We start from the raw sequence: 21,274 nt of genomic DNA, 5'->3' as shown, positions 1-21,274 counted from the left end.
CTTGAGAATACTATGAGAAACGATGTCCACTTAGGGCACAAAGCAAGAAAACGCTTTGGTCAAAACTTCCTTAACGATCCATACATCATTGATGGAATAGTCTCTGCGATCAACCCAAAACCGGGTCAGAACCTAGTAGAAATCGGCCCAGGTCTTGGTGCTATCACTGAACCTGTTGGTAAAGAAGTAGACAAGTTTACGGTTATAGAGCTTGACCGCGATCTTGCTGAACGTCTGCGCAATCACCCTGACTTGGGCGACAAACTGACGATTCACGAAGGCGATGCGATGCGCTTTGATTTTGCGCAGTTAGTGAAGCCAAACAACAAGTTACGTATTTTTGGTAACCTGCCATACAACATCTCAACTCCGCTGATGTTCCATCTTTTTGAATTCCATAAAGACATCCAAGACATGCACTTTATGCTTCAAAAAGAGGTGGTAAACCGCCTAGCCGCAGGCCCTGGTACGAAAGCTTACGGTCGTCTTACCGTCATGGCACAGTACTTCTGTAAAGTCGTACCAGTACTCGAAGTACCCCCTACGGCGTTTGTTCCACCACCTAAAGTCGATTCAGCGGTAGTTCGTTTGGTGCCTTATGAAAACCTTCCTCACCCAGCAAGCAGTCTAAAATGGTTAGATCGCGTTTGCCGTGAAGGCTTCAATCAGCGCCGTAAAACCGTGCGTAACTGCTACAAAGGCTTATTAAGCGCTGAGGAACTAGAGCAACTAGGCATTAACCCAGGAATGCGCCCTGAGAACCTAACGCTAGAACAATTCGTTGGAATGGCAAACTGGTTAGATGCTAACCACAAATAATTTCAGCTAATATAAAAAGGTGGTAGACCCATGGTTTATCACCTTTTTGACTTTACATAGGAGTTCACATGGAAGCTACCCCGTGTATAAAAGTCCAAGTTCATACCAAATACATTGCCGACCAATCCCATCCGGATGCAAAACGTTACGTTTTTGCTTATATCATCACCATCAAAAATCTCAGTCAGCAATCAGTACAACTCATCGCTAGACGCTGGCTAATTACCGACGCTAATGGCAAACAGATGACCGTAGAAGGTGAAGGTGTTGTAGGTCAACAACCCGTCATCGCGGCCAATGATGAATACACCTATAATAGTGGCACCGTTATCGAGACCCCTGTTGGTGTAATGCAAGGCCAATACATTATGCACGATGCCACTGGACAAGAATTCGTTACCGAAATCGAACCTTTCAGACTCGCTATCCCAAATATTTTAAATTAGGACATCACTGTGGCGACATACATTGTCGGCGATCTTCAAGGTTGCTTAGACGAACTCTTACTGTTACTTGATAAAGTTAAATTTGATCGCAAGCATGACTCACTCTGGCTTGCGGGCGATCTTGTCGCCCGAGGTCCAAAGTCACTTGAGGTATTGCGTTTTGTTCGCTCGCTAGGCCCCTGTGCTAAGGTGGTACTAGGAAATCACGACCTCCATCTCCTTGCCGTTTCACTTGGGCTATTCAAAGTCAAAAAGAAAGACAAAACCGCAGCGATCTTTGCCGCGGAAGATAAGCATGAGTTGCTCAATTGGCTACGCCATCAACCTCTCTTTGCGGAACATGATGAATTTGTCATGTGCCACGCAGGAATATCTCCCCAGTGGACATTAGATCAAGCGCGTGTCGCTGCCAGAGAAGTGGAAGCCATCCTACACAGTGACGAGTGGCCTTGGTTAATAGAGAATATGTACGCTAACCAACCTGATCTCTGGTCCAATACACTACAAGGCATTGAGCGTTACCGCTATATCATCAACGCATTCACCCGCATGCGCTTTTGCGATGCGCAAGGAAGATTAGACATGGAGTGCAAACTCCCGCCCAAAGACGTCAAGAATCACAGTCTGGTGCCTTGGTTTAAACTGCAACAAAGAATCAAGTTAGATAAAACCGTACTGTTTGGTCACTGGGCAGCATTAGAAGGCTACGAAGGTAAAGAGGTGATAGGCCTGGATACTGGCTGTGTCTGGGGTGGGAAACTGACCATGTTACGCTGGGAAGATAAGCGTTTCTTTACGCAAGAAGCGTTAGCGAGTAGCGAGTAGCGAGTAGCGAGTAGCGAGTAGCGAGTAGCGAGTAAATTTTTAAGGTTTGACGCCATGTGTCAAACCTGTTCTTTTAAACTCAGGCAATTAAATAGAAGCCAGCACGGCCTGCAACTTTAGACTCACTCATCACACCCCCCCTCTCGAAGGACGAAGTCCGTTCTAAATTCTCGCAGGGCGAAGCCCGATCTCGGAGCGAAGCGTTCTCGCTGGACGCGCCCGCTCTCATCACTATCTTTCTAAAACCACAAAACGCATGTCATAAGCGTTATTCTCGTCCGCCTGATAAGCTTCAGAATGGACTTCTAGAAAATCATCATTCCAAGCAGGGAATTGAGTATCACCATCAACTTGCACATCAATATGCGTCACATATAGCTTTTGCGCTTTTGGTAAGCAGGCTTGGTAAATGGTTCCCCCCCCAATGATCATCACTTCTTCTACATCACCTGCTACGGACAGAGCCTCATCGATTGAGGTCACGGTTGTAACACCTTCGATAACCAGTGAGGCATCGCGACTGATCACGATATTCTCTCTTCCAGGAAGCGGGCGTCCAATAGACTCATAGGTTTTCCGTCCCATAATTACTGGTTTACCCATAGTACAACGCTTAAACCAAGCAAAATCAGCCGGAAGGTGCCAAGGCATCTGGTTATCTTTACCTATGATGCGATCATGTGCCATCGCGGCAATCATGCTAATGATCATTCTACTACTCTCCTGTATCCCTAAACGATTGGTTTGCGGCGGTAGAATAACAACCCTGGCATAGCTAAGCCAACCGCTAATCCTGCAATTATAAACATTGCCTTGAGAAAGTTTTCCATCAACATGGCAACTAATTCGGGAGAATAACCACGGTGGTTGAGCTCAACTAATGCAATCATAGCTTTAAAAGCAAAGACACCAGGCACCATAGGAATTAATGCTGCCACAGTGAAGACTTTGGGATGAGCTAAAAATCGAGCAGACCAATGGATACCAACCATACTCACCAGCATGGCAGCAAAGAACGTCGCCCACTCGATCGGAATACCAAAATGCATCATCAAATAACGCGAGCCATGACCGATAGCTCCACCAAGTGCGCAGTAGACCAGTGCTTTCTGTGGGACATTGAATACTAACGCGAATCCCACCGCCGGAATTGCAGCAAATAACATATCATTGATGAGACCAACAAGAAGATCGACAAAGATCATGCGACCCACCCCCAAACCCCAACTAAACTCATTGCAGCTACGATGCCTAAACTGGTCGCTAAAGTGAGTAAACTTGCCATAACAAAACGAGCAATCCCCATGTTAACGTAACCCTTTAGCATGTCAGCGACCGAGTTGATTAGAGGGAATCCTGGAACAAGCATTAAGACAGACGAAGCCATCACCAATGACGGTGAATTCCCTAACTGGTAAATCACGGCTTGAGCTGAAACAACGGTTGTGACAAAGGCCGTCGCCGCAAAATTCATTAAAGGGTTAAAATGGCGGTGACCGATCTCTTGGCGAACGACCATACCAACAGCGGAAGCGATAAAAGTCATGGTAAAAACCAGCCAATCACCTCCAGCTAAACGGCTGAATGCAGCACAAGATAAACCAATCATAAAGACCACAAGCCAGCGGTTGTATCGCTCTGGGCTGACCTTATCAAGTTTCTGCTGGGCAAGAGGATAATCGATGATTCCCCGCTCCAGCATGATACAAATACGCTGTACCTGCGTAATGGCCCACATGTTAATGCCACGATCCGGACATCGTCGCGCCGTTGTTATACAGTGTTCTTGATAAACCGTGGTAACCACTAGAGAGCTGGCAGAAAGAGAGACTTCCACCTCATCCATTCCAGCGGCAAGGCCAAAGCGACGCATTAGGTCACCAACGAGAGTACTTTCTGCACCGTGTGCTAACAACATTTGCCCTGCTTGGGCAACTAAACGAGAAACCGCTCGCTGTTTTGATGCCATGATTTTTTTCTACTCCTTTATACCAACGTGAATGATTACCTAGTCATTCAAGCTGATCAAAACCACTCAGAGCCATGATAAGGTTTGTCACCAAATCAACAACGACACTCTCTATCCTGAGCCGAGCGATTTTTCCTGCACAGTTATCCAAACCGCTCGCCGTATGGCAGAGTTTGAACTTGTATATTTTGCGTTGAAATACGCTTTGAAGATTTGATTTAGACACAAAAAAGCCGCAATTGATATTGCGGCTTTGAATATTATGCACGGTTAATCGCGAACGTAGACAACGTGACCGTCATCTTCTTCATCGTCCCAGTCATCCCAGTCGTCTTCATCTTCTGTGATAACATCTTTACCAGCCATCGCATCCTTATGGTAGTCATCCCACATAAAGTCGACTTTTTCTTCCTCAGAAAGTTCTTGTTCTTCACGAGGTAGATTTTCCATAAAGTCAGCAAGCTTGTAGCACAATTCTTTCGTGCCTTGCTTGTTCACTGCTGAGATCTTGTAATAATCATCTTCCCAACCTAGGGCATCCAGAATATTTTGGATCACTTCGTTGGCTTCTTCTTCAGGCATTAAATCAACCTTGTTGAAGATCAACCAACGTGGCTTCGCAGCCAACTTCTCACTGTATTGCTCTAGCTCATCAATGATCGTTAATGCATTCTCAACCGGATCACTTTGATCAATTGGCATGATATCGATCATGTGTAGTAACACACGACAGCGTTCTAGGTGCTTCAAGAAGCGAATACCTAGGCCTGCTCCATCCGCTGCACCTTCGATCAATCCAGGAATATCAGCAACGACAAAGCTCTTTTCTGCAACCACACTAACCACACCAAGACTTGGAATTAGTGTCGTAAATGGGTAGTCTGCCACTTTCGGTTTTGCAGCCGAGACCGCACGAATAAAGGTAGACTTACCTGCATTAGGCAAACCTAGCATACCAACATCAGCAAGCAACAATAGCTCTAAACGAATCTCACGGATTTCACCTTTAGTACCTAATGTCTTTTGGCGTGGCGCACGGTTCACAGAAGACTTAAAACGCGTGTTACCTAAACCATGCCAGCCGCCTTTTGCAACCATGACTTTTTTGCCATGCTCAGCGACTTCAGCAACGATCTCATTTGTGTGGATATCAACCGCGCGTGTGCCAACTGGTACTCGTAGAACTTTGTCTTTACCACGCTTACCGGTACAGTTACCACCGCGACCATTCTCACCACGTTCCGCTTCATAGAAGCGCTGGAAGCGATAATCAATCAGAGTATTCAGGTTTTCATCAGCTTGGATGTAGACATCGCCACCATCGCCACCGTCACCGCCATCAGGACCACCTTTCGTAACGAATTTCTCACGCCAGAAACTCACTACACCGTTACCGCCATCACCGGCTTGAACTTTTACTACCGCTTCATCAACGAATTTCATCTCTTACTCCGCCCTTATGCTATGTGCCATAGCTGCGTTGCAAATATCATCTCAAACTTCAATCATGGACACCGAAGTGAATGATATAAATTCTAGCAGATTCCATTTTCAGATCGATCACCTTGATCTTCGATCGTCCTGCCACTTAGGAATATATAATGAGGGACTTTTTTCAAAGTGCCTTAGTATCTATTCCTACTACCATAAATAAAAAACCCCGCCGAATCGGCAGGGCTTTTGAATTCAGCTTTAAAGCTAATAATTAAACAGGAGTTTAATTACTCAGCTTCGATGCTAACGAATTTACGGTTTTTAGGACCTTTCACTTCAAATTTCACTTTACCTTCAGTAAGAGCGAAAAGAGTGTGGTCTTTACCGATACCAACGTTAGTGCCAGCGTGGAACTTAGTACCACGTTGACGAACGATGATGTTACCTGCAAGAACAGACTCACCACCGAAACGCTTAACACCTAGACGTTTGCTTTCTGAATCGCGGCCGTTACGAGTAGAACCACCAGCTTTTTTGTGTGCCATTGTTAAACTCTCCTAATCGATTAAGCGTTGATACCAGTGATTTTCACTTCCGTGAACCACTGACGGTGACCCTGTTGCTTACGAGAGTGCTTACGACGACGGAACTTAACGATTTTAACTTTATCGCCACGACCGTGTTGTACTACTTCAGCAACAATTTTACCACCCTCTACTAGAGGAGCACCAACTTTAATGTCTTCACCGTTAGCTACAAGAAGAACTTTATCAAATTCAACTGTTGCACCAGTTTCAACGTCTAATTTCTCTAAACGAAGAGTTTGACCTTCGCTTACACGGTGTTGTTTACCACCAGATTGGAAAACAGCGTACATATCTTACTCCGCTTTTTCCGCACAGCCGTATGCTATTTTTTGAGCATTAAGGGTGTGCGCTAAACTAATCATCAATAGGGCGCAGATTCTACAGAAAGGTCGCACCTATGACAAGCCATATTTTGAAAAAATTGGCGAAAAGCTAATCGCCAATGAAAAGTGCCCAAATGATGCCCGTTAACCATGTATTAATCAACGTTTTTTAGTGTATTATTCAACGATTAAAGTAGATAAGAATACCTTACTAGTTCTAACCTCAGCCGGATTTACAATGGATTTTAAAGCTATCCAAGCACTCACCGCCGATGACATGGCAAAAGTGAACGAAACAATTCACGCTCAACTCAACTCTGATGTCTCTTTAATCAATCAACTTGGTTTCTACATCGTTAGTGGAGGCGGCAAACGTATCCGTCCATTACTTGCTGTTTTATCAGCACGTGCACTCGGTTATCAGGGAGAGGCTCACACCACTTCCGCAGCCTTTATTGAGTTCATTCACACCGCCACCCTACTTCATGACGATGTGGTCGATGAGTCTGATATGCGACGCGGCAAAGCAACGGCCAACGCTGCGTTTGGTAACGCGGCGAGTGTGTTAGTTGGAGACTTTATTTACACTCGCTCATTCCAGATGATGACAGAACTGGGATCTTTGAAGATCCTCAAGCTGATGAGTGATGCGGTAAACGTGATTGCTGAGGGTGAAGTTCTACAACTAATGAACTGTAATGATCCCGACACGACTGAAGAAAGCTACATGCAAGTTATCTACTCGAAAACAGCACGTCTTTTTGAAGCCGCGACACAAATTGGTGCCATCCTCTGCGATGCACCCGCCGAAGTTGAACTGGCACTGCAAAACTACGGGAAATATCTAGGTACTGCATTCCAACTTATCGATGATGTTATGGATTACACCTCTGACGGTGAAGAGATGGGCAAAAATGTCGGTGACGACTTAGCCGAAGGTAAACCAACATTGCCTCTTTTATACGCAATGCAGCATGGCACGGCACAGCAAACCGCCATGATTCATGAAGCGATTGAAAAAGCCAATGGTATGGAGCGTCTTAACGACATTCTCGCAGCAATGGAAGAGACTGGCTCTTTGGAATACACCCGCCAAAAAGCTTATCAAGAAGCAGACAAAGCGATCGCGCAATTGGATGTGTTAGAAGAATCCGTTTACAAGCAGGCACTAATTACTCTCGCGCATATGTCGGTACACCGCACTAGCTAAGCACTCAATTGATTGAGTCACAACAACGGGAACCTTACGGTTCCCGTTTTCTCTTGGTGACAAGAGTGTATCCCAGAGCAGCATAAACGAAGGTAAACTTGACTTGGTACTGCACATAACTTGTTTTGACCAAGCTTTTAGCAACACCTTACCCGCTTAATAAAACTAGCAGTATTCCTTATATAGTCATAACTAAAACAAATGATTTGCGATCCAGCCATTTTAAATCTGAAATGTTAAGTTGGTTTTTCATCTTTTCTAGACATAAAATCACGTAACAAGAGCGTCATCGCTTTGTCACCAATTCCTCATTGAAATGCAGCCTTATTGAAACTTCGCTTATCTATTCTCACAACGAATACAGCCGTAGAGAGAATAAAATGCAAACCTCTAGCCCATTTCGTCTACCAAAAAAAACGCCATTTCGCTTCGCCGAGTCCATCGCTGAATGGGCAACAGGACTAAGTAAACTCGAACGGTTTTATGCCCAACGCCCCGCAGGTTGTGATACCCAAGCATTTATCAGGTTCACTCTCGAAGTGCTTGGTATTGATTATGATGTCAGCCATGGCACTAAAGGAGGGATTCCAGCTTCTGGCGCGACGGTGATCGTTGCAAACCACCCCCTTGGATGCGTAGAAGGGGTGATACTTGCTGAGCTGCTGCTCACCATTCGTCAAGATGTAAAAATTCTCGCCAATCAATATCTAAAAACGGTTCCTGAGCTCGATGAGCTCTTTATTGGTGTCGATGTGTTTGCGGGTCATAGCGCTCAGAAAGCGAACTTAAAAGCACTTCGTCAAGCCCATCAGCATCTTGCGAATAATGGGCTAATCCTGCTGTTTCCCGCCGGTGAAGTGTCTCAACTCGTCGATAGTAAAGCGCAGCGCTTAGAAGACAAAGAGTGGAGCCGCTCTGTCAGCAGTTTAATCCGCAAATCAGGCGCTACCACAGTGCCAGTTTTTATCAATGGACAGAATTCAAAACGCTTCTATTTGGCGGGGAAGGTACATCCCCTACTTCGCACCTTAATGCTGGGCAGGGAACTGCTTAACAAGTCAACACAGACTATAAAGATCGCTATCGGTTCTGCGATTCAATACCGCGAAGTAAAAGGATTAACCGATGTGCAAATGACCAACTATTTGCGTCTCAATACATACCTGCTTCAGCACTTAGTCCAATCTAAGTCTATCGATTCATCGTCATCGCAAAACGAGTTTCCCGTCGCTCAGCCTTTGCCGCTAAAAGATCTACTTGAAGATCTCGATAATCTGCCCAGTGATCATCGGCTACTTTCAAGTGGTGAATTCGATGTGTACTGCACCTTCTCAGAGAATATCCCTTCGCTACTGCATGAAATAGGCAGACTCAGAGAAACTAACTTTAGAAGAGCGGGTGAAGGTACAGGGCTAGCGTTGGATCTTGATCAGTTTGATCACTATTACCGTCATCTATTTGTTTGGGACAGAGAAAACCAATGCTTGGTCGGTGCTTATCGACTTGGTTTAGTCGACGAAATTCTAAGTGCCATAGGGACTGAAGGTCTTTATTCCCGTACATTGTTTCATTACGACATGCCATTTATAGCCAGTATGGGGAAATCCATTGAGATGGGAAGATCCGTGATTGATCTACCGTATCAAAAAAGTATGACCGCTCTATTGCTACTATGGAAAGGTATCGCGACGTTCGTCTCTCACCATCCTGAATACACGCATCTGTTCGGCCCAGTCAGTATCAGCAACGATTACAGTGAGCAGACCAGACAGTTGCTCGCCGAGTGTATGACATTACACTATTGTGATGCAGCAAAGGCAGAGCATGTCTCTCCATCGAACCCACTCCCTAAATCAGACAACAGTTGGAATACCAGCATGCTAACTGCGCTGAGGGATCTTCAACTCTTGGCTCGAGTCGTTGCTCGTATTGATCAAGGAAAGGGAATACCCGTTTTATTGCGCCAATACCTCGCCTTAAACGGCAAACTTATCTCTTTCAACGTTGATCCTGACTTCAACAATGCCTTGGATGGCTTAATCGTTGTCGATCTCAGACAAGTTGATAGTAAGACATTGGCGCGATATATGGGGCTTGAACAAGCTCAACACTATCTCAGTTATCATCAAACCTCAGAATAGTTATCTAACGACTCAGTGCTGCGTGACACATGCAGCACTTTTGTCAGCGGAATTATTCTCTAAATAACCCCTCGCTTCCTATCATTTAGGTGCATATAAACCCCTAACTCCACCACTACATTCTAATAATTATCTTTCATGTAGTCATACACTCCAATCCAAGTGCAATCCGACGAACAAAAATTAGATTGACGAAAAAATCAACAGAAGAAAAGCTAGCTCTAGACACACAAAACAACAAGGAAGTCGTATCGTTATGCTGCCAATTAAAATAACACTTCGTACAGTGCTCGCTGGAGTGCTGACGAGTTCATTAGCTCTAGGGTCATTTTCAAGTCTCGCCGCAGAGAAAGTCTACCGACTCACGCTCGCCGAAACATGGGGGCCCAATACTCCTATATTAGGCGATGCCACAAAAAACATGGCGAGGCTGGCAGATGAAATGTCTAATGGCAGACTACAAATTCGTATCGACTCTGCAAACAAACATAAAGCACCACTTGGCATTTTTGACTTAGTAAAATCAGGCCAATACGACTTAGGTCACTCGAGCTCTTATTACTGGAAAGGAAAAGTGCCCAATACACTTTACTTTTCTTCGATGCCTTTCGGTATGATTTCAACCGAGCAGTATGCTTGGTTTTACCGTGGTGGCGGTATGGAGTTAATGGAAAAAGTCTATGCACCACATAACCTATTGTCGTTTCCAGGTGGCAACTCCGACATTCAAATGGGCGGTTGGTTTAAAAAAGAGATTAATTCGGTAGAAGATTTACAAGGGCTTAAGATTCGTATTCCGGGCTTTGCCGGCGAAGTCATGGCAAAAGTTGGCGCTGCGCCAACAAACATTGCTCCGGGGGAACTTTATACATCACTTGAACGCGGAACCATCGATGCACTTGAATGGGTAGGGCCCGCGTTTGATCTACGTATGGGATTTCAAAAAATTGCTCCCTACTATTACACCGCGTGGCATGAACCAGGATCCGAAACACAATTCCTAGTCAACAAGAAGACTTGGGACAAGCTTCCTAAAGATCTGCAAACCATTCTCGAAACGGCATTTCGTGTCAGTGCGTTTGATATGTATACCCAAGCGGTAGATGCGAACGCAAATAGCTGGGCAACTATGAGTGCAGAGTATCCTGATATAAAAGTGAGGGATTTCCCACCTGAAGTACTTCATGCAATGCAAGCTGCTACATCTGAACTACTCGCAGAGCAAGCCGAAAAAGATGTGTTAGCTAAAGAAATTATCGAATCTCAAAAGCAATACTTAGCTAAAGTGCGTGCGTGGACAGATATCTCATCAAAAGCCTATCTAGATAGCACTCAATAATCCTAGCGGGCAGAGACTTACTCTGCCCCTCTTTTCATAACAGACCAAGTCCAGTTCATATCGACACTCAGGCTTTTGTTAATTGTTACTTTGCTACAAAAACAACAAAATTAGATGCAGATCACCATTTGATTAAATTTTACACAGACGCCAATTGATATGAGCATCACATTAAGTAACAAATCCCGAAAAAATCATAATCATTAAGAGATCTAAATCACACTCAATCACAGCCATGATATTTCATTATTGAGACGTAAAACATTAAAATATTATTGACAATTTTGTATCTTTGAATTTGTAGCAAAATTACATTGTCAGAAAGGGTAATTGGTCACTAAAAAAAGGTTTGATATAGGCGAATTTAGAGAGGGATATCACAAAAAACCCGTTGTCAGTTCTAAAAGAAAGTTGTGTGGTAAATTGATTAGGTACTAAGCAATCAAGCGGTTTTGGCGAACCGTACTACTACAATATTCATCAGAACATCAAACGGGGAACTCCTATGATATCACCAGATGCGAAGATCAAGATACAAAATTTTGGTCGTTTTCTGTCTAATATGGTAATGCCTAACATTGGCGCGTTTATCGCGTGGGGCTTTATTACCGCACTATTTATCCCAACAGGCTGGCTGCCAAATGAGACACTAGCATCCATGGTTGGGCCTATGATTACCTATCTCCTGCCATTACTGATCGGCTATACCGGCGGTAAGTTAATTGGTGGAGAACGAGGAGCTGTTGTCGGCGCAATCACCACTATGGGTGTGATTGTCGGCACAGACATCCCAATGTTCATGGGCGCTATGATGGTTGGTCCACTCGGTGGCTGGGCAATCAAAAAATTCGACAACTACATTGACGGTAAAGTGAAAAGTGGTTTTGAGATGTTGGTAAACAACTTCTCAGCGGGCATCATCGGCATGATTTGCGCCATTCTTGCTTATCTATTTATCGGTCCGTTTGTCAAAGTTCTATCCGGAGGCCTAGCGGCTGGCGTAAACTTCTTGGTGTCAGCACACCTTCTACCTTTGACCTCCATTTTTGTTGAACCCGCGAAGATCCTATTCCTTAACAACGCCATTAACCACGGTATCTTCTCACCACTGGGGATCCAGCAAGCCTCAGAAGCAGGACAATCTATTTTCTTCCTGATCGAAGCTAACCCAGGTCCTGGTTTAGGTATTCTGCTTGCGTACATGGTGTTTGGTAAAGGAACCGCACGACAAACAGCCAGTGGTGCTTCGATTATCCATTTCTTTGGCGGTATTCATGAGATCTACTTCCCGTACATTCTAATGAATCCACGCTTAATTCTTGCAGCAATTGCAGGTGGTATGACAGGTGTCTTCGTTCTTGTGATGTTCAATGCAGGAATTGTGTCTCCGGCTTCTCCTGGCTCTATCTTCGCGATTTTACTGATGACACAAAAAGCTTCCATCGTTGGCGTACTGGCCTCAATTGCCGCAGCAACCGGCGTATCATTTGCTGTGGCAGCCGTGCTAATGAAGACACAAACGTCAACAGAGGAAGATGGTGATGAGGCAGCGCTAGAAAAAGCAACATCACAGATGAAAGATATGAAAGCGGCATCTAAATCAAATGGAGCAGCACACAGCCAAAGCAAAGGCAATACAGAACTTGCCGATGTAAAAAGCATCGTAGTGGCATGTGACGCAGGTATGGGCTCCAGCGCGATGGGGGCAAGTATGTTGCGTAAAAAAGTTCAATCCGCGGGTCTCAACATCAGCGTTACCAATCTTGCTATCAACAGCTTAACAGAGAGTGCCAATATTGTGATTACTCACAAAGATTTGACCGATCGAGCTCGTAAACACGCACCAAATGCACAACACATTTCATTGACTAACTTTCTAGACAGCGAAATGTACAACCAGCTAGTCATGAAGCTGCTTGCAGCACAGAAACAATCGGCAGCGAACGATGACAAACTTACCAAAGTCTCTGTACTTGCTGCTAACGATGATAACTATGAACCACAGCAGCCATCAGTATTCCAGATTGAACGTAAAAACATTCATTTAGGTTTACAAGCGAACAGCAAAGAGGAAGCAATTCGTTTTGCGGGAAACAAACTCGTGGAACTGGGTTACGCAGAACCCGAATACGTTGACGCGATGTTTGAGCGTGAAGCGCTTGCACCCACTTATCTTGGTGAGTCAATTGCAGTACCACACGGTACGGTTGAAGCAAAAGACCGCGTGAAGAAAACAGGCATCGTTATCTGCCAATACCCCGCAGGTATCCAATTTACAGAAGACGACGAAGATATCGCAAAACTTGTTATCGGCATTGCAGCCAAAAACGACGAACACATTCAAGTCATTACCACCATCACAAACGCGCTTGATGAGCCTGAAGCAATTGAAAAACTGACAAGCACTAAGGACATAGAAGAAATTCTCACCATCCTTGGCGGTCAACAAGCAGCCTAATTGCTTCTTATATTTTGCTCCTGAGCAAACTGAGGTCAGCTGTCACCCCCTATGCGGTTGACCTCAACCTAGATTCGATTTCGTCTAATTTTAGATTTTGGTAGGTAAGTATTATGAAAAACGCAGTCCATTTTGGTGCAGGTAACATTGGTCGTGGCTTCATTGGTAAATTGCTGGCAGATGCAGACGTAGAAGTCACTTTTGCTGACGTTGACGTCCCTTTGGTAGATCAACTTAGTCATAAGCAAGAATATAAAGTCAAAGTTGTTGGTACAGAGTGCAAAATTGACACAGTGACTCATGTCACCGCAGTGAACTCGGCGAGTGAAGAGGTGATTGATCGTATTGTTAAAACCGACTTGGTGACAACGGCGGTTGGACCAAATGTACTAGACATCATTGCCAAAACCATTGCGGCAGGTATTACTAGACGTTTTGCCGTTAATAACAACAAGCCACTCAACATCATCGCATGTGAAAACATGATCCGAGGTACGACTCACTTAAAAGGCCAGGTATACAAGCATCTCGATGCATCGCTTCATTCGAAGGCTGATGAGCTAGTCGGATTTGTAGACTCGGCTGTCGATCGCATTGTCCCACCAGCGGAAGCTGCGAATGACGACCCACTCGAAGTGACGGTGGAAAGTTTCAGTGAATGGATCGTCGATGAGCAGCAGTTCAAAGGAGAAATTCCTGATATTTCAGGTATGGAGAAAACCGATAACCTAATGGCGTTTGTAGAACGAAAATTATTCACGCTCAATACAGGTCATTGCGTCACCGCGTACTTAGGCTGCCTTAAAGGTCATCGCACAATCCGTGAAGCGATAGAAGATCCCGAAATTTACGCCGATGTTAAACAAGCAATGCGTGAGAGTGGTGAAGTCCTCATTCGTCGTTATGGTTTTGCCCCAGACATGCACAACGCATACATAGACAAGATCCTCAGCCGCTTTGCTAACCCTTATTTAGTCGATGAAGTGGATCGCGTTGGAAGACAACCTCTTCGTAAATTAGGGGCAAACGATAGATTAGTGAAGCCATTACTGGGTACAATCGAGTATGGCACTGAAAATAAAACGCTTTTAAAAGGAATTGCAGCTGCACTTAAGTACCATAACAGCGATGATCCACAGGCCGTTGAGTTGCAAAAGAGCCTAAAAGAGTTAGGCGTTAGTAAAACGCTGGCTCTCTACACTGGCTTAAAAGAACACAGTAAAGAAGTCACCAAGATCAAAGCGATCTTCGAGACACTATAACGACAATAAACTAGGGGGAGTTAAACCTCCCCTTTACAACAAAGTAATTAGTTCAGTATATGGCAGAGAAAATTAGTGAAACTGAAATAATAGAGCGACTCAATAGCGCCCCTTCGGTGCGTGGCTTTTTCATTGCTGCCGTAGATGTATTTGACGAGTCAATTGACGCGCTAATACAGAGAATCTTCCAAAAAGATAACTTTGCGGTGCAATCTGTTGTTGGTCCCTTACTGCATGATTCCGGCCCACTAGGTAATCTGTCGGTACGTTTAAAACTACTCTATGGTCTAGGTGTACTTCCCGATAACGTCTACCACGACATTGAAGACATTATCAAAATCAAAAATACGCTCAATAGCGATGCCACCGACTACGATTTTACTGATCCAACCATCCTGGCGCCGATAAAAAAACTCAATTTGGTTCAAACTATGGGAATGGTTCAATTAGAGGTTTCAGAGCCAGATGGCGATATCGATTTAGAGTTTTACCAGCTTCAGCTTCAACGCCAGCAACAGATTATTAAATCAGGGCTTTCTTTGGCGATTGTTGCAATCTGCAATGAACTCGGTAAAGAGAGCCCATTCTAACGCCCATTAGGCTTTTCCTATCTCAGATCATGCCATCGAAAGCGGTCTCCTATCGATTTGTAAGCTCGTAAAATAGTGATTTGTAATAAACAGCAACGTTAGATACAAAAACGCCTGCGTCATCGCAGGCGTTAAATGAAAGTTAATCGATGAGTGCTAAGCAATAATACCTGCCACCTCACGTACCAGTTTCGCCAAATCATCCCACTGCTCGTTATCAATAAGCTCACCAGGAACCATCCAAGTACCGCCACAAGCTAAAACAGACGATATCGCTAGGTAGTCTTTTACATTACTTGGACTAACACCACCTGTAGGCATAAATTTCACTGGGTAGACAGCAGATAACGCTTTAAGCATAGCGACACCTCCTGAAGGCTCCGCAGGGAAAAACTTCAGGGTGCGTAAACCCATTTCCATCGCCTGTTCAACCAAGCTTGGGTTGTTAACGCCAGGGACAATCATTAACTTGCGCTGTTGACAGTATCTTACCGTCGTTGGGTTGAAACCTGGGCTAACAATAAAGTCGGCACCCGCATCAATCGCTTCATCGACTTGCGCACTTGTTAACACGGTTCCCGCACCAATTAGCATCTCTGGATAAGCTTCGCGCATGTTTTTGATCGCCAATGCCGCATCTTCTGTACGGAAAGTAACTTCTGCACACGGAAGACCATTCTCAATGAGTACCTGTGCCAGTTTAACCGCTTTGCCAGCATCTTTGATTGCGATGACAGGGACAACTTTAATTTCTGCAAGTTGTTGGTTAAGATCTTTCATTTCAGGTTCCTTAAATAATTGGCATCGCTTGGCTTGGAATAATCGCACCACGATGTTGAATAACAGTACCAGCCACTTTGTGCCCAGCAAGCGCAGACTCGGCAAGATCTCCGCCTAATAATTCGTTTTGCTAGATAACCAGCGCTAAAATAGATCATTTGATACTGGCAGAAATCTTTGACCAATGATAGTAACGCTCGCTCACGCAGCCAAAACTTTGCCGCAGAGTCATTGCAAATCGAAAAACGCCCACACCTTTCAAGTTTAACCTTGGGTCAGATAGCAAAAACTCGATAGATTCTGAGCGTAGAAAATAAAAAATGGTAGCGTTCCGGCAAGAACGCTACCATTAATGGAACCATTTCTGCGGTTCGAAAAACCGTTATTCCACCGTTACCGCTTTGGCTAGGTTACGGGGTTGGTCAACATCAGTACCTTTAATCAGAGCCACGTAGTATGACAGCAACTGCATCGGGATGGTGTAGTAGATTGGTGCGGTAATGTCACTAACGTGAGGCATAGTGATGATCTTCATTGTCTCATCCGCTTCAAAACCTGCGTCTGCGTCAGCAAATACATACAGTAGACCACCACGAGCTCGGACTTCTTCTACGTTCGACTTTAGTTTCTCAAGTAGATCATTGCTTGGTGCAACCACAACAACTGGCATATCAGCATCAATCAATGCCAAAGGACCATGTTTCAATTCACCTGCCGCATAAGCTTCAGCATGAATGTAAGAGATCTCTTTAAGTTTAAGAGAAGCTTCCATCGCAATTGGGTAGAACTCACCTCGACCAAGGAACAGAGTATGGTGCTTGTCAGCGAAGTCGGTCGCCAATTCCTCAATGTCTTTTTCAAAGGAAAGCGCTGCGTTGATTTGTTTTGGTAACGCATGCAATGCTTCTACGATCTCTTTCTCTTTTTCTTTAGTGATACGGCCTTGTTGCTTGCCCAAAGCAGTGACTAGCATAAGTAACGCAGATAGCTGAGTAGTGAACGCTTTCGTTGAAGCGACGCCAATTTCTACCCCTGCGCGAGTCATAAACGCAAAATCTGATTCACGTACTAGCGATGAACCCGCTACGTTACAAATGGTCATTGCCGCCATGTAACCTTTCTCTTTTGCTAGGCGAAGAGCAGCAAGGGTATCCGCCGTTTCACCAGATTGAGACAAGGTAATCAGCAAGCTGTTTGGACGAGTGACAAACTTACGGTAACGGAACTCTGATGCAATTTCTACATCGCAGCTTAGGCCAGCAATATCTTCAAACCAGTAACGAGCAGTCATACCAGCATTGTATGACGTACCACAGGCTACAATTTGGATATGCTCGACTTTGCTTAAGATCTCTGCCGCATTGACCCCAATAGATTCCGTTACGACCGAATCTGAAGTGATACGTCCTTCCATGGTGTTGATTAAAGCGGTCGGCTGTTCGTAGATCTCTTTTTGCATAAAGTGACGATACTGACCTTTATCACCAGCATCATGCTCTGCATTGGACTCAATGATTTCACGCTCAACACGTTCACCACTCTCATCAAACACCGTCACCTCACGGCGGGTAATTTCAGCTACATCACCTTCCTCAAGGTACATAAAGCGACGAGTTACGTTAAGCAGTGCCAGTTGGTCTGAAGCTAGGAAATTTTCGCCTACACCAAAACCAATGACGATTGGGCTACCTGAACGCGCAACCACAATACGAGAAGGATCTTTACGATCCAAAGCCACGGTACCGTATGCACCATGCAGCTGCTGAGCCGTTTTTTGAAACGCTTCGAGTAACGATTGCGAGGTACGTAGCTCCCATTCGACTAGATGAGCAATAACTTCTGTATCTGTTTGAGACTCAAATACGTAACCACGTGATTTCAATAATTCACGTAACTCTTCATGGTTTTCAATAATACCATTGTGCACAACGGCAATATCACCTGACATATGAGGGTGTGCATTGATCTCTGAAGGCTCGCCATGAGTTGCCCAACGTGTATGGGCAATCCCTGTACCACCAATAACTTGCGCCGCATCTACAGCATCAGCAAGTTCTTGCACTTTACCTAAACGGCGCAGACGAGTCAGATTAGAATGGCTATCAACAATCGCAACCCCCGCTGAATCGTAGCCACGGTACTCTAAGCGACGTAAGCCTTCGACTAAGATTTCTGCAACATCTCGCTGTGCTACCGCACCGACGATTCCACACATAGTTCAACTCCCTTGTGTTTGTTCCGATTGGCAGCAAGCAAAGGCCATATTCGGAGAGTTAAGTTTTATAAATTTGGTATTTTGGTTAGGCGCAAACCACTTTCACGCCATGAAATTCAATTTTTTCTTTAAACTCTGGGGTTAAGTCTTTGTTTGTAATCAATATGTCAATCACATCCCAAGCCAGTTCTAGGTTAGGGATCTTGCGACCAATCTTTTCTGATTCCACCATAACAATGACTTCCCGCGAGACTTCAGCCATAACTTTACTCAGGCCAACCAACTCATTGAACGTAGTTGTACCTCGCTCGAGATCGACACCATCCGCTCCAATAAACAATTGGTCAAAGTCATATGATCGTAGAACAGATTCTGCCACCTGCCCCTGAAACGACTCTGAATGTGCATCCCAAGTGCCCCCCGTCATTAGCAAAGTCGGCTCACTTTCAAGTTCATTAAGTGCATTCGCAACATTGAGTGAGTTGGTCATCACGATCAGCCCTCTCATCCCATCAAGCTGCTTGATTAACGCCCCTGTAGTGCTACCACTATCGATGACAATACGGTTATGCTCTCGAATCAACTTTGCGGCGGCTTGAGCCAACTCATTCTTTCGAACCGAAACATTTTCACTCATTTCATCGCTAACGACTTCTTTCGGTAATGCTATCGCACCACCATAGCGACGAAGTAGCTGCCCATTCTTTTCCAAAGAAGCCAGATCCTTTCTGATCGTTACCTCAGATGTTTCAAACTGAATGGATAGAGCTTCGACACTGACTTCTCCTTTTTCATTTACAAGGTTAGAAATCGCATGCCTTCTTAGCTGCGTGTTTCGTTTCGACATTTAATCTTTGCCTCTAAGTTTCGAAGTGAAAGCAATTATAGTCAAGTCGAAAGATTTAAGTCCATTTATTTTGATCCAAAAAATTAATAAATAGCGCAAAAACCTTGTCCTAAGACAATTCTTAACCAGTGATATTGAAATGATTCGGTGGTAGAATTCGCACCCGAAAAGAAAATAAATTACAGAAATGACCGCTATTTTTTTGCAACCTAACTAATATATCCTAGTGTTGTCACAGAAATGCGGCCTAAAATCCCAACCAGTTGGTCATAAAATGACTAAACTTGGTGAAAGACTTTCAGTTATGGAGCCGACATAAACCACTACCGTGTTAATAAGTTGGCAGGCACAAAATGCCTCAACACCTGTAGTTGCTTCAGACCAATAACCGACTTTTAAATTGTAAATCTATCGACCGGAGAGAATCTTCCATGAAAAAGACCAAAATCGTATGTACGATTGGCCCTAAAACTGAATCTGTAGAGAAGCTAACTGAACTAGTAAATGCAGGCATGAACGTTATGCGTCTTAACTTCTCTCACGGTGACTACGAAGAGCACGGCACTCGTATCGCGAACTTCCGTAAAGTAATGGAAGAGACTGGCAAACCACTTGCTATCCTTCTAGACACTAAAGGTCCTGAAATCCGTACTATCAAACTAGAAAACGGCGACGACGTTGATCTAGTAGCTGGTCAAGAGTTCACTTTCACAACTGACATTTCAGTTGTTGGTAACAAAGACAAAGTAGCAGTAACTTACGCTGGTTTTGCAGCTGACCTAAATGTTGGCAACACTATCCTAGTAGACGACGGTCTAATCGAAATGGAAGTTGTTGCAACGACTGACACTGAAGTTAAGTGTAAAGTTCTTAACAACGGTGCACTAGGTGAAAACAAAGGTGTTAACCTTCCAGGCGTATCTGTAAACCTACCAGCTCTATCTGAAAAAGATAAAAACGACCTGAAATTCGGTTGTGAGCAAGGCGTTGATTTCGTTGCTGCATCATTCATCCGTAAAGCGTCTGACGTTCAAGAGATCCGTGAAGTACTCGCTGCAAATGGCGGTGAAAACATCCACATCATCTCTAAGATCGAAAACCAAGAGGGTGTTGATAACTTCGACGAGATCCTAGAGCTTTCTGACGGTATCATGGTTGCTCGTGGTGACCTAGGTGTTGAAATCCCAGCTGAAGAAGTAATCTTCGCTCAGAAGATGATGATCGAGAAGTGTAACCGTGCTCGTAAGATGGTTATCACTGCGACTCAAATGCTTGATTCAATGATCAACAACCCACGCCCTACTCGTGCAGAAGCTGGCGACGTAGCTAACGCAGTTATGGACGGCACAGATGCAGTAATGCTTTCTGGTGAAACAGCGAAAGGTAAGTACCCAGTTGAAGCGGTAACTATCATGGCTCAAATCGCGAACCGCACTGATTCAGCTCTAAAAGCTGAGCTAGGTTCTCGTCTAGACAGCCCACGTCTACGTATCACTGAAGCGGTATGTAAAGGTGCTGTAGATACAGCTGAAAAACTAGCTGCACCACTAATCGTTGTTGCAACTGAAGGTGGTAAGTCTGCACGTTCAGTACGTAAGTACTTCCCAACTGCAAACATCCTAGCTCTAACAACTAACACTAAGACAGCTGCTCAGCTAGTTCTAACTAAAGGTGTTACTCCAGTTGTTGTTGATTCAATCGACAGCACTGACGCATTCTACGTAGCGGGTAAAGAACTTGCTCTAGAATCAGGCCTAGGTAACAAAGGTGATATCGTTGTGATGGTTTCTGGTGCTCTAGTTGCATCAGGCACAACTAACACAGCTTCTGTACACGTTCTATAATCAGAGCGTTTACTGAAATAGAAAAAGAGGGCTTTAGCCTAATGCCAGTCAGTTAAGCTGACTGGCTTTCTTTTTATTGGGGTATTTCTTTGCCTTTGGTTTTATTGCTCTCGGATATATCCGCTCTTCTCGTTTAATGGGCAAGACATGGTGTATCGCCTCCTCTTGCAAGTGAGTAATGCGCT

General features: G+C 44.5%; 19 protein-coding genes and 1 pseudogene. 10 read left to right on the top strand and 10 right to left on the bottom strand.

Annotated features, from left to right (window positions below):
- The first annotated feature begins 12 nt into the window (after positions 1-12).
- The 3 genes from rsmA (at position 13) to apaH (ending at position 2,090) form a co-directional block, all read left to right on the top strand.
- Positions 13-819, top strand: a complete 807-nt coding sequence (rsmA, locus tag QTN95_RS16370; RefSeq protein ID WP_138970725.1) for a 16S rRNA (adenine(1518)-N(6)/adenine(1519)-N(6))-dimethyltransferase RsmA — start codon at positions 13-15, stop codon at positions 817-819.
- A 68-nt stretch (positions 820-887) separates the two neighbouring features.
- Positions 888-1,265: a Co2+/Mg2+ efflux protein ApaG gene (apaG, locus tag QTN95_RS16365; protein WP_331418198.1), complete on the top strand. Its 378-nt coding sequence runs from the start codon at positions 888-890 to the stop codon at positions 1,263-1,265.
- Between the two features lie 9 nt (positions 1,266-1,274).
- Complete coding sequence (gene apaH / locus QTN95_RS16360; protein ID WP_331418197.1) at positions 1,275-2,090, top strand: bis(5'-nucleosyl)-tetraphosphatase (symmetrical) ApaH; 816 nt, start codon at positions 1,275-1,277, stop codon at positions 2,088-2,090.
- Between the two features lie 231 nt (positions 2,091-2,321).
- Here the strand turns inward: apaH and folA are convergent, their stop codons facing one another.
- The 6 genes from folA to rplU all read right to left on the bottom strand — a co-directional run bounded on the left by folA (position 2,322) and on the right by rplU (position 6,370).
- A complete protein-coding gene (folA, locus tag QTN95_RS16355) occupies positions 2,322-2,801 on the bottom strand; it encodes a type 3 dihydrofolate reductase (protein ID WP_331418196.1) in 480 nt (159 codons plus the stop codon).
- A 20-nt stretch (positions 2,802-2,821) separates the two neighbouring features.
- Entirely contained in the window at positions 2,822-3,295 is a 474-nt protein-coding gene (locus QTN95_RS16350) for a threonine/serine exporter family protein (protein ID WP_331418195.1), read from the bottom strand.
- Entirely contained in the window at positions 3,292-4,059 is a 768-nt protein-coding gene (locus QTN95_RS16345) for a threonine/serine exporter family protein (RefSeq protein ID WP_138970720.1), read from the bottom strand. Before QTN95_RS16345 ends, QTN95_RS16350 begins: the two co-directional genes overlap by 4 nt.
- Positions 4,060-4,329: 270 nt before the next feature.
- The gene (gene cgtA / locus QTN95_RS16340) at positions 4,330-5,502 is read right to left on the bottom strand and encodes an Obg family GTPase CgtA (protein ID WP_138970719.1); all 1,173 of its coding nucleotides are present in this window, start codon (positions 5,500-5,502) and stop codon (positions 4,330-4,332) included.
- Positions 5,503-5,780: 278 nt separating this feature from the next.
- Complete coding sequence (gene rpmA / locus QTN95_RS16335; protein ID WP_004409945.1) at positions 5,781-6,038, bottom strand: 50S ribosomal protein L27; 258 nt, start codon at positions 6,036-6,038, stop codon at positions 5,781-5,783.
- A gap of 20 nt (positions 6,039-6,058) precedes the next feature.
- Complete coding sequence (rplU, locus tag QTN95_RS16330; RefSeq protein ID WP_005383096.1) at positions 6,059-6,370, bottom strand: 50S ribosomal protein L21; 312 nt, start codon at positions 6,368-6,370, stop codon at positions 6,059-6,061.
- Between the two features lie 271 nt (positions 6,371-6,641).
- On the opposite strand from rplU, the gene ispB reads away from it, so the two are divergent.
- The 6 genes from ispB (at position 6,642) to QTN95_RS16300 (ending at position 15,403) form a co-directional block, all read left to right on the top strand.
- Positions 6,642-7,613, top strand: a complete 972-nt coding sequence (ispB, locus tag QTN95_RS16325) for an octaprenyl diphosphate synthase (RefSeq protein ID WP_138970718.1) — start codon at positions 6,642-6,644, stop codon at positions 7,611-7,613.
- Positions 7,614-7,993: 380 nt separating this feature from the next.
- Entirely contained in the window at positions 7,994-9,754 is a 1,761-nt protein-coding gene (locus tag QTN95_RS16320; RefSeq protein WP_331418193.1) for a lysophospholipid acyltransferase family protein, read from the top strand.
- 256 nt (positions 9,755-10,010) lie between these two features.
- Positions 10,011-11,093: a TRAP transporter substrate-binding protein gene (locus QTN95_RS16315; RefSeq protein ID WP_331418192.1), complete on the top strand. Its 1,083-nt coding sequence runs from the start codon at positions 10,011-10,013 to the stop codon at positions 11,091-11,093.
- A gap of 505 nt (positions 11,094-11,598) precedes the next feature.
- The gene (locus QTN95_RS16310; protein WP_331418191.1) at positions 11,599-13,551 is read left to right on the top strand and encodes a PTS mannitol transporter subunit IICBA; all 1,953 of its coding nucleotides are present in this window, start codon (positions 11,599-11,601) and stop codon (positions 13,549-13,551) included.
- Between the two features lie 113 nt (positions 13,552-13,664).
- Positions 13,665-14,813, top strand: a complete 1,149-nt coding sequence (locus QTN95_RS16305) for a mannitol-1-phosphate 5-dehydrogenase (protein ID WP_331418190.1) — start codon at positions 13,665-13,667, stop codon at positions 14,811-14,813.
- A 59-nt stretch (positions 14,814-14,872) separates the two neighbouring features.
- Positions 14,873-15,403 carry an MltR family transcriptional regulator gene (locus QTN95_RS16300; RefSeq protein WP_138970713.1) on the top strand — a complete coding sequence of 177 codons (531 nt, stop codon included), beginning with the start codon at positions 14,873-14,875 and terminating at the stop codon, positions 15,401-15,403.
- Between the two features lie 156 nt (positions 15,404-15,559).
- On the opposite strand, the gene QTN95_RS16295 is transcribed toward QTN95_RS16300, so the two are convergent.
- The 4 genes and pseudogenes from QTN95_RS16295 to QTN95_RS16280 all read right to left on the bottom strand — a co-directional run bounded on the left by QTN95_RS16295 (position 15,560) and on the right by QTN95_RS16280 (position 19,245).
- Positions 15,560-16,183 carry a bifunctional 4-hydroxy-2-oxoglutarate aldolase/2-dehydro-3-deoxy-phosphogluconate aldolase gene (locus QTN95_RS16295; RefSeq protein ID WP_331418189.1) on the bottom strand — a complete coding sequence of 208 codons (624 nt, stop codon included), beginning with the start codon at positions 16,181-16,183 and terminating at the stop codon, positions 15,560-15,562.
- Positions 16,184-16,193: 10 nt separating this feature from the next.
- Positions 16,194-16,332 (bottom strand): annotated as a pseudogene (locus QTN95_RS16290) (sugar kinase); the annotation flags it as partial.
- Between the two features lie 233 nt (positions 16,333-16,565).
- Positions 16,566-18,398: a glutamine--fructose-6-phosphate transaminase (isomerizing) gene (gene glmS, locus QTN95_RS16285; protein ID WP_331418188.1), complete on the bottom strand. Its 1,833-nt coding sequence runs from the start codon at positions 18,396-18,398 to the stop codon at positions 16,566-16,568.
- A gap of 85 nt (positions 18,399-18,483) precedes the next feature.
- Entirely contained in the window at positions 18,484-19,245 is a 762-nt protein-coding gene (locus QTN95_RS16280) for a DeoR/GlpR family DNA-binding transcription regulator (protein WP_331418187.1), read from the bottom strand.
- Between the two features lie 431 nt (positions 19,246-19,676).
- On the opposite strand from QTN95_RS16280, the gene pykF reads away from it, so the two are divergent.
- Complete coding sequence (pykF, locus tag QTN95_RS16275; RefSeq protein ID WP_269377533.1) at positions 19,677-21,089, top strand: pyruvate kinase PykF; 1,413 nt, start codon at positions 19,677-19,679, stop codon at positions 21,087-21,089.
- The last annotated feature ends 185 nt before the right edge of the window (positions 21,090-21,274 follow it).

The organism is Vibrio sp. M260112 (genome assembly GCF_036533775.1).
Classification (GTDB): Bacteria; Pseudomonadota; Gammaproteobacteria; order Enterobacterales; family Vibrionaceae; genus Vibrio.
Note: the sequence above shows the minus strand (reverse complement) of the source record. Positions and strands in the feature narration are given on the sequence as shown.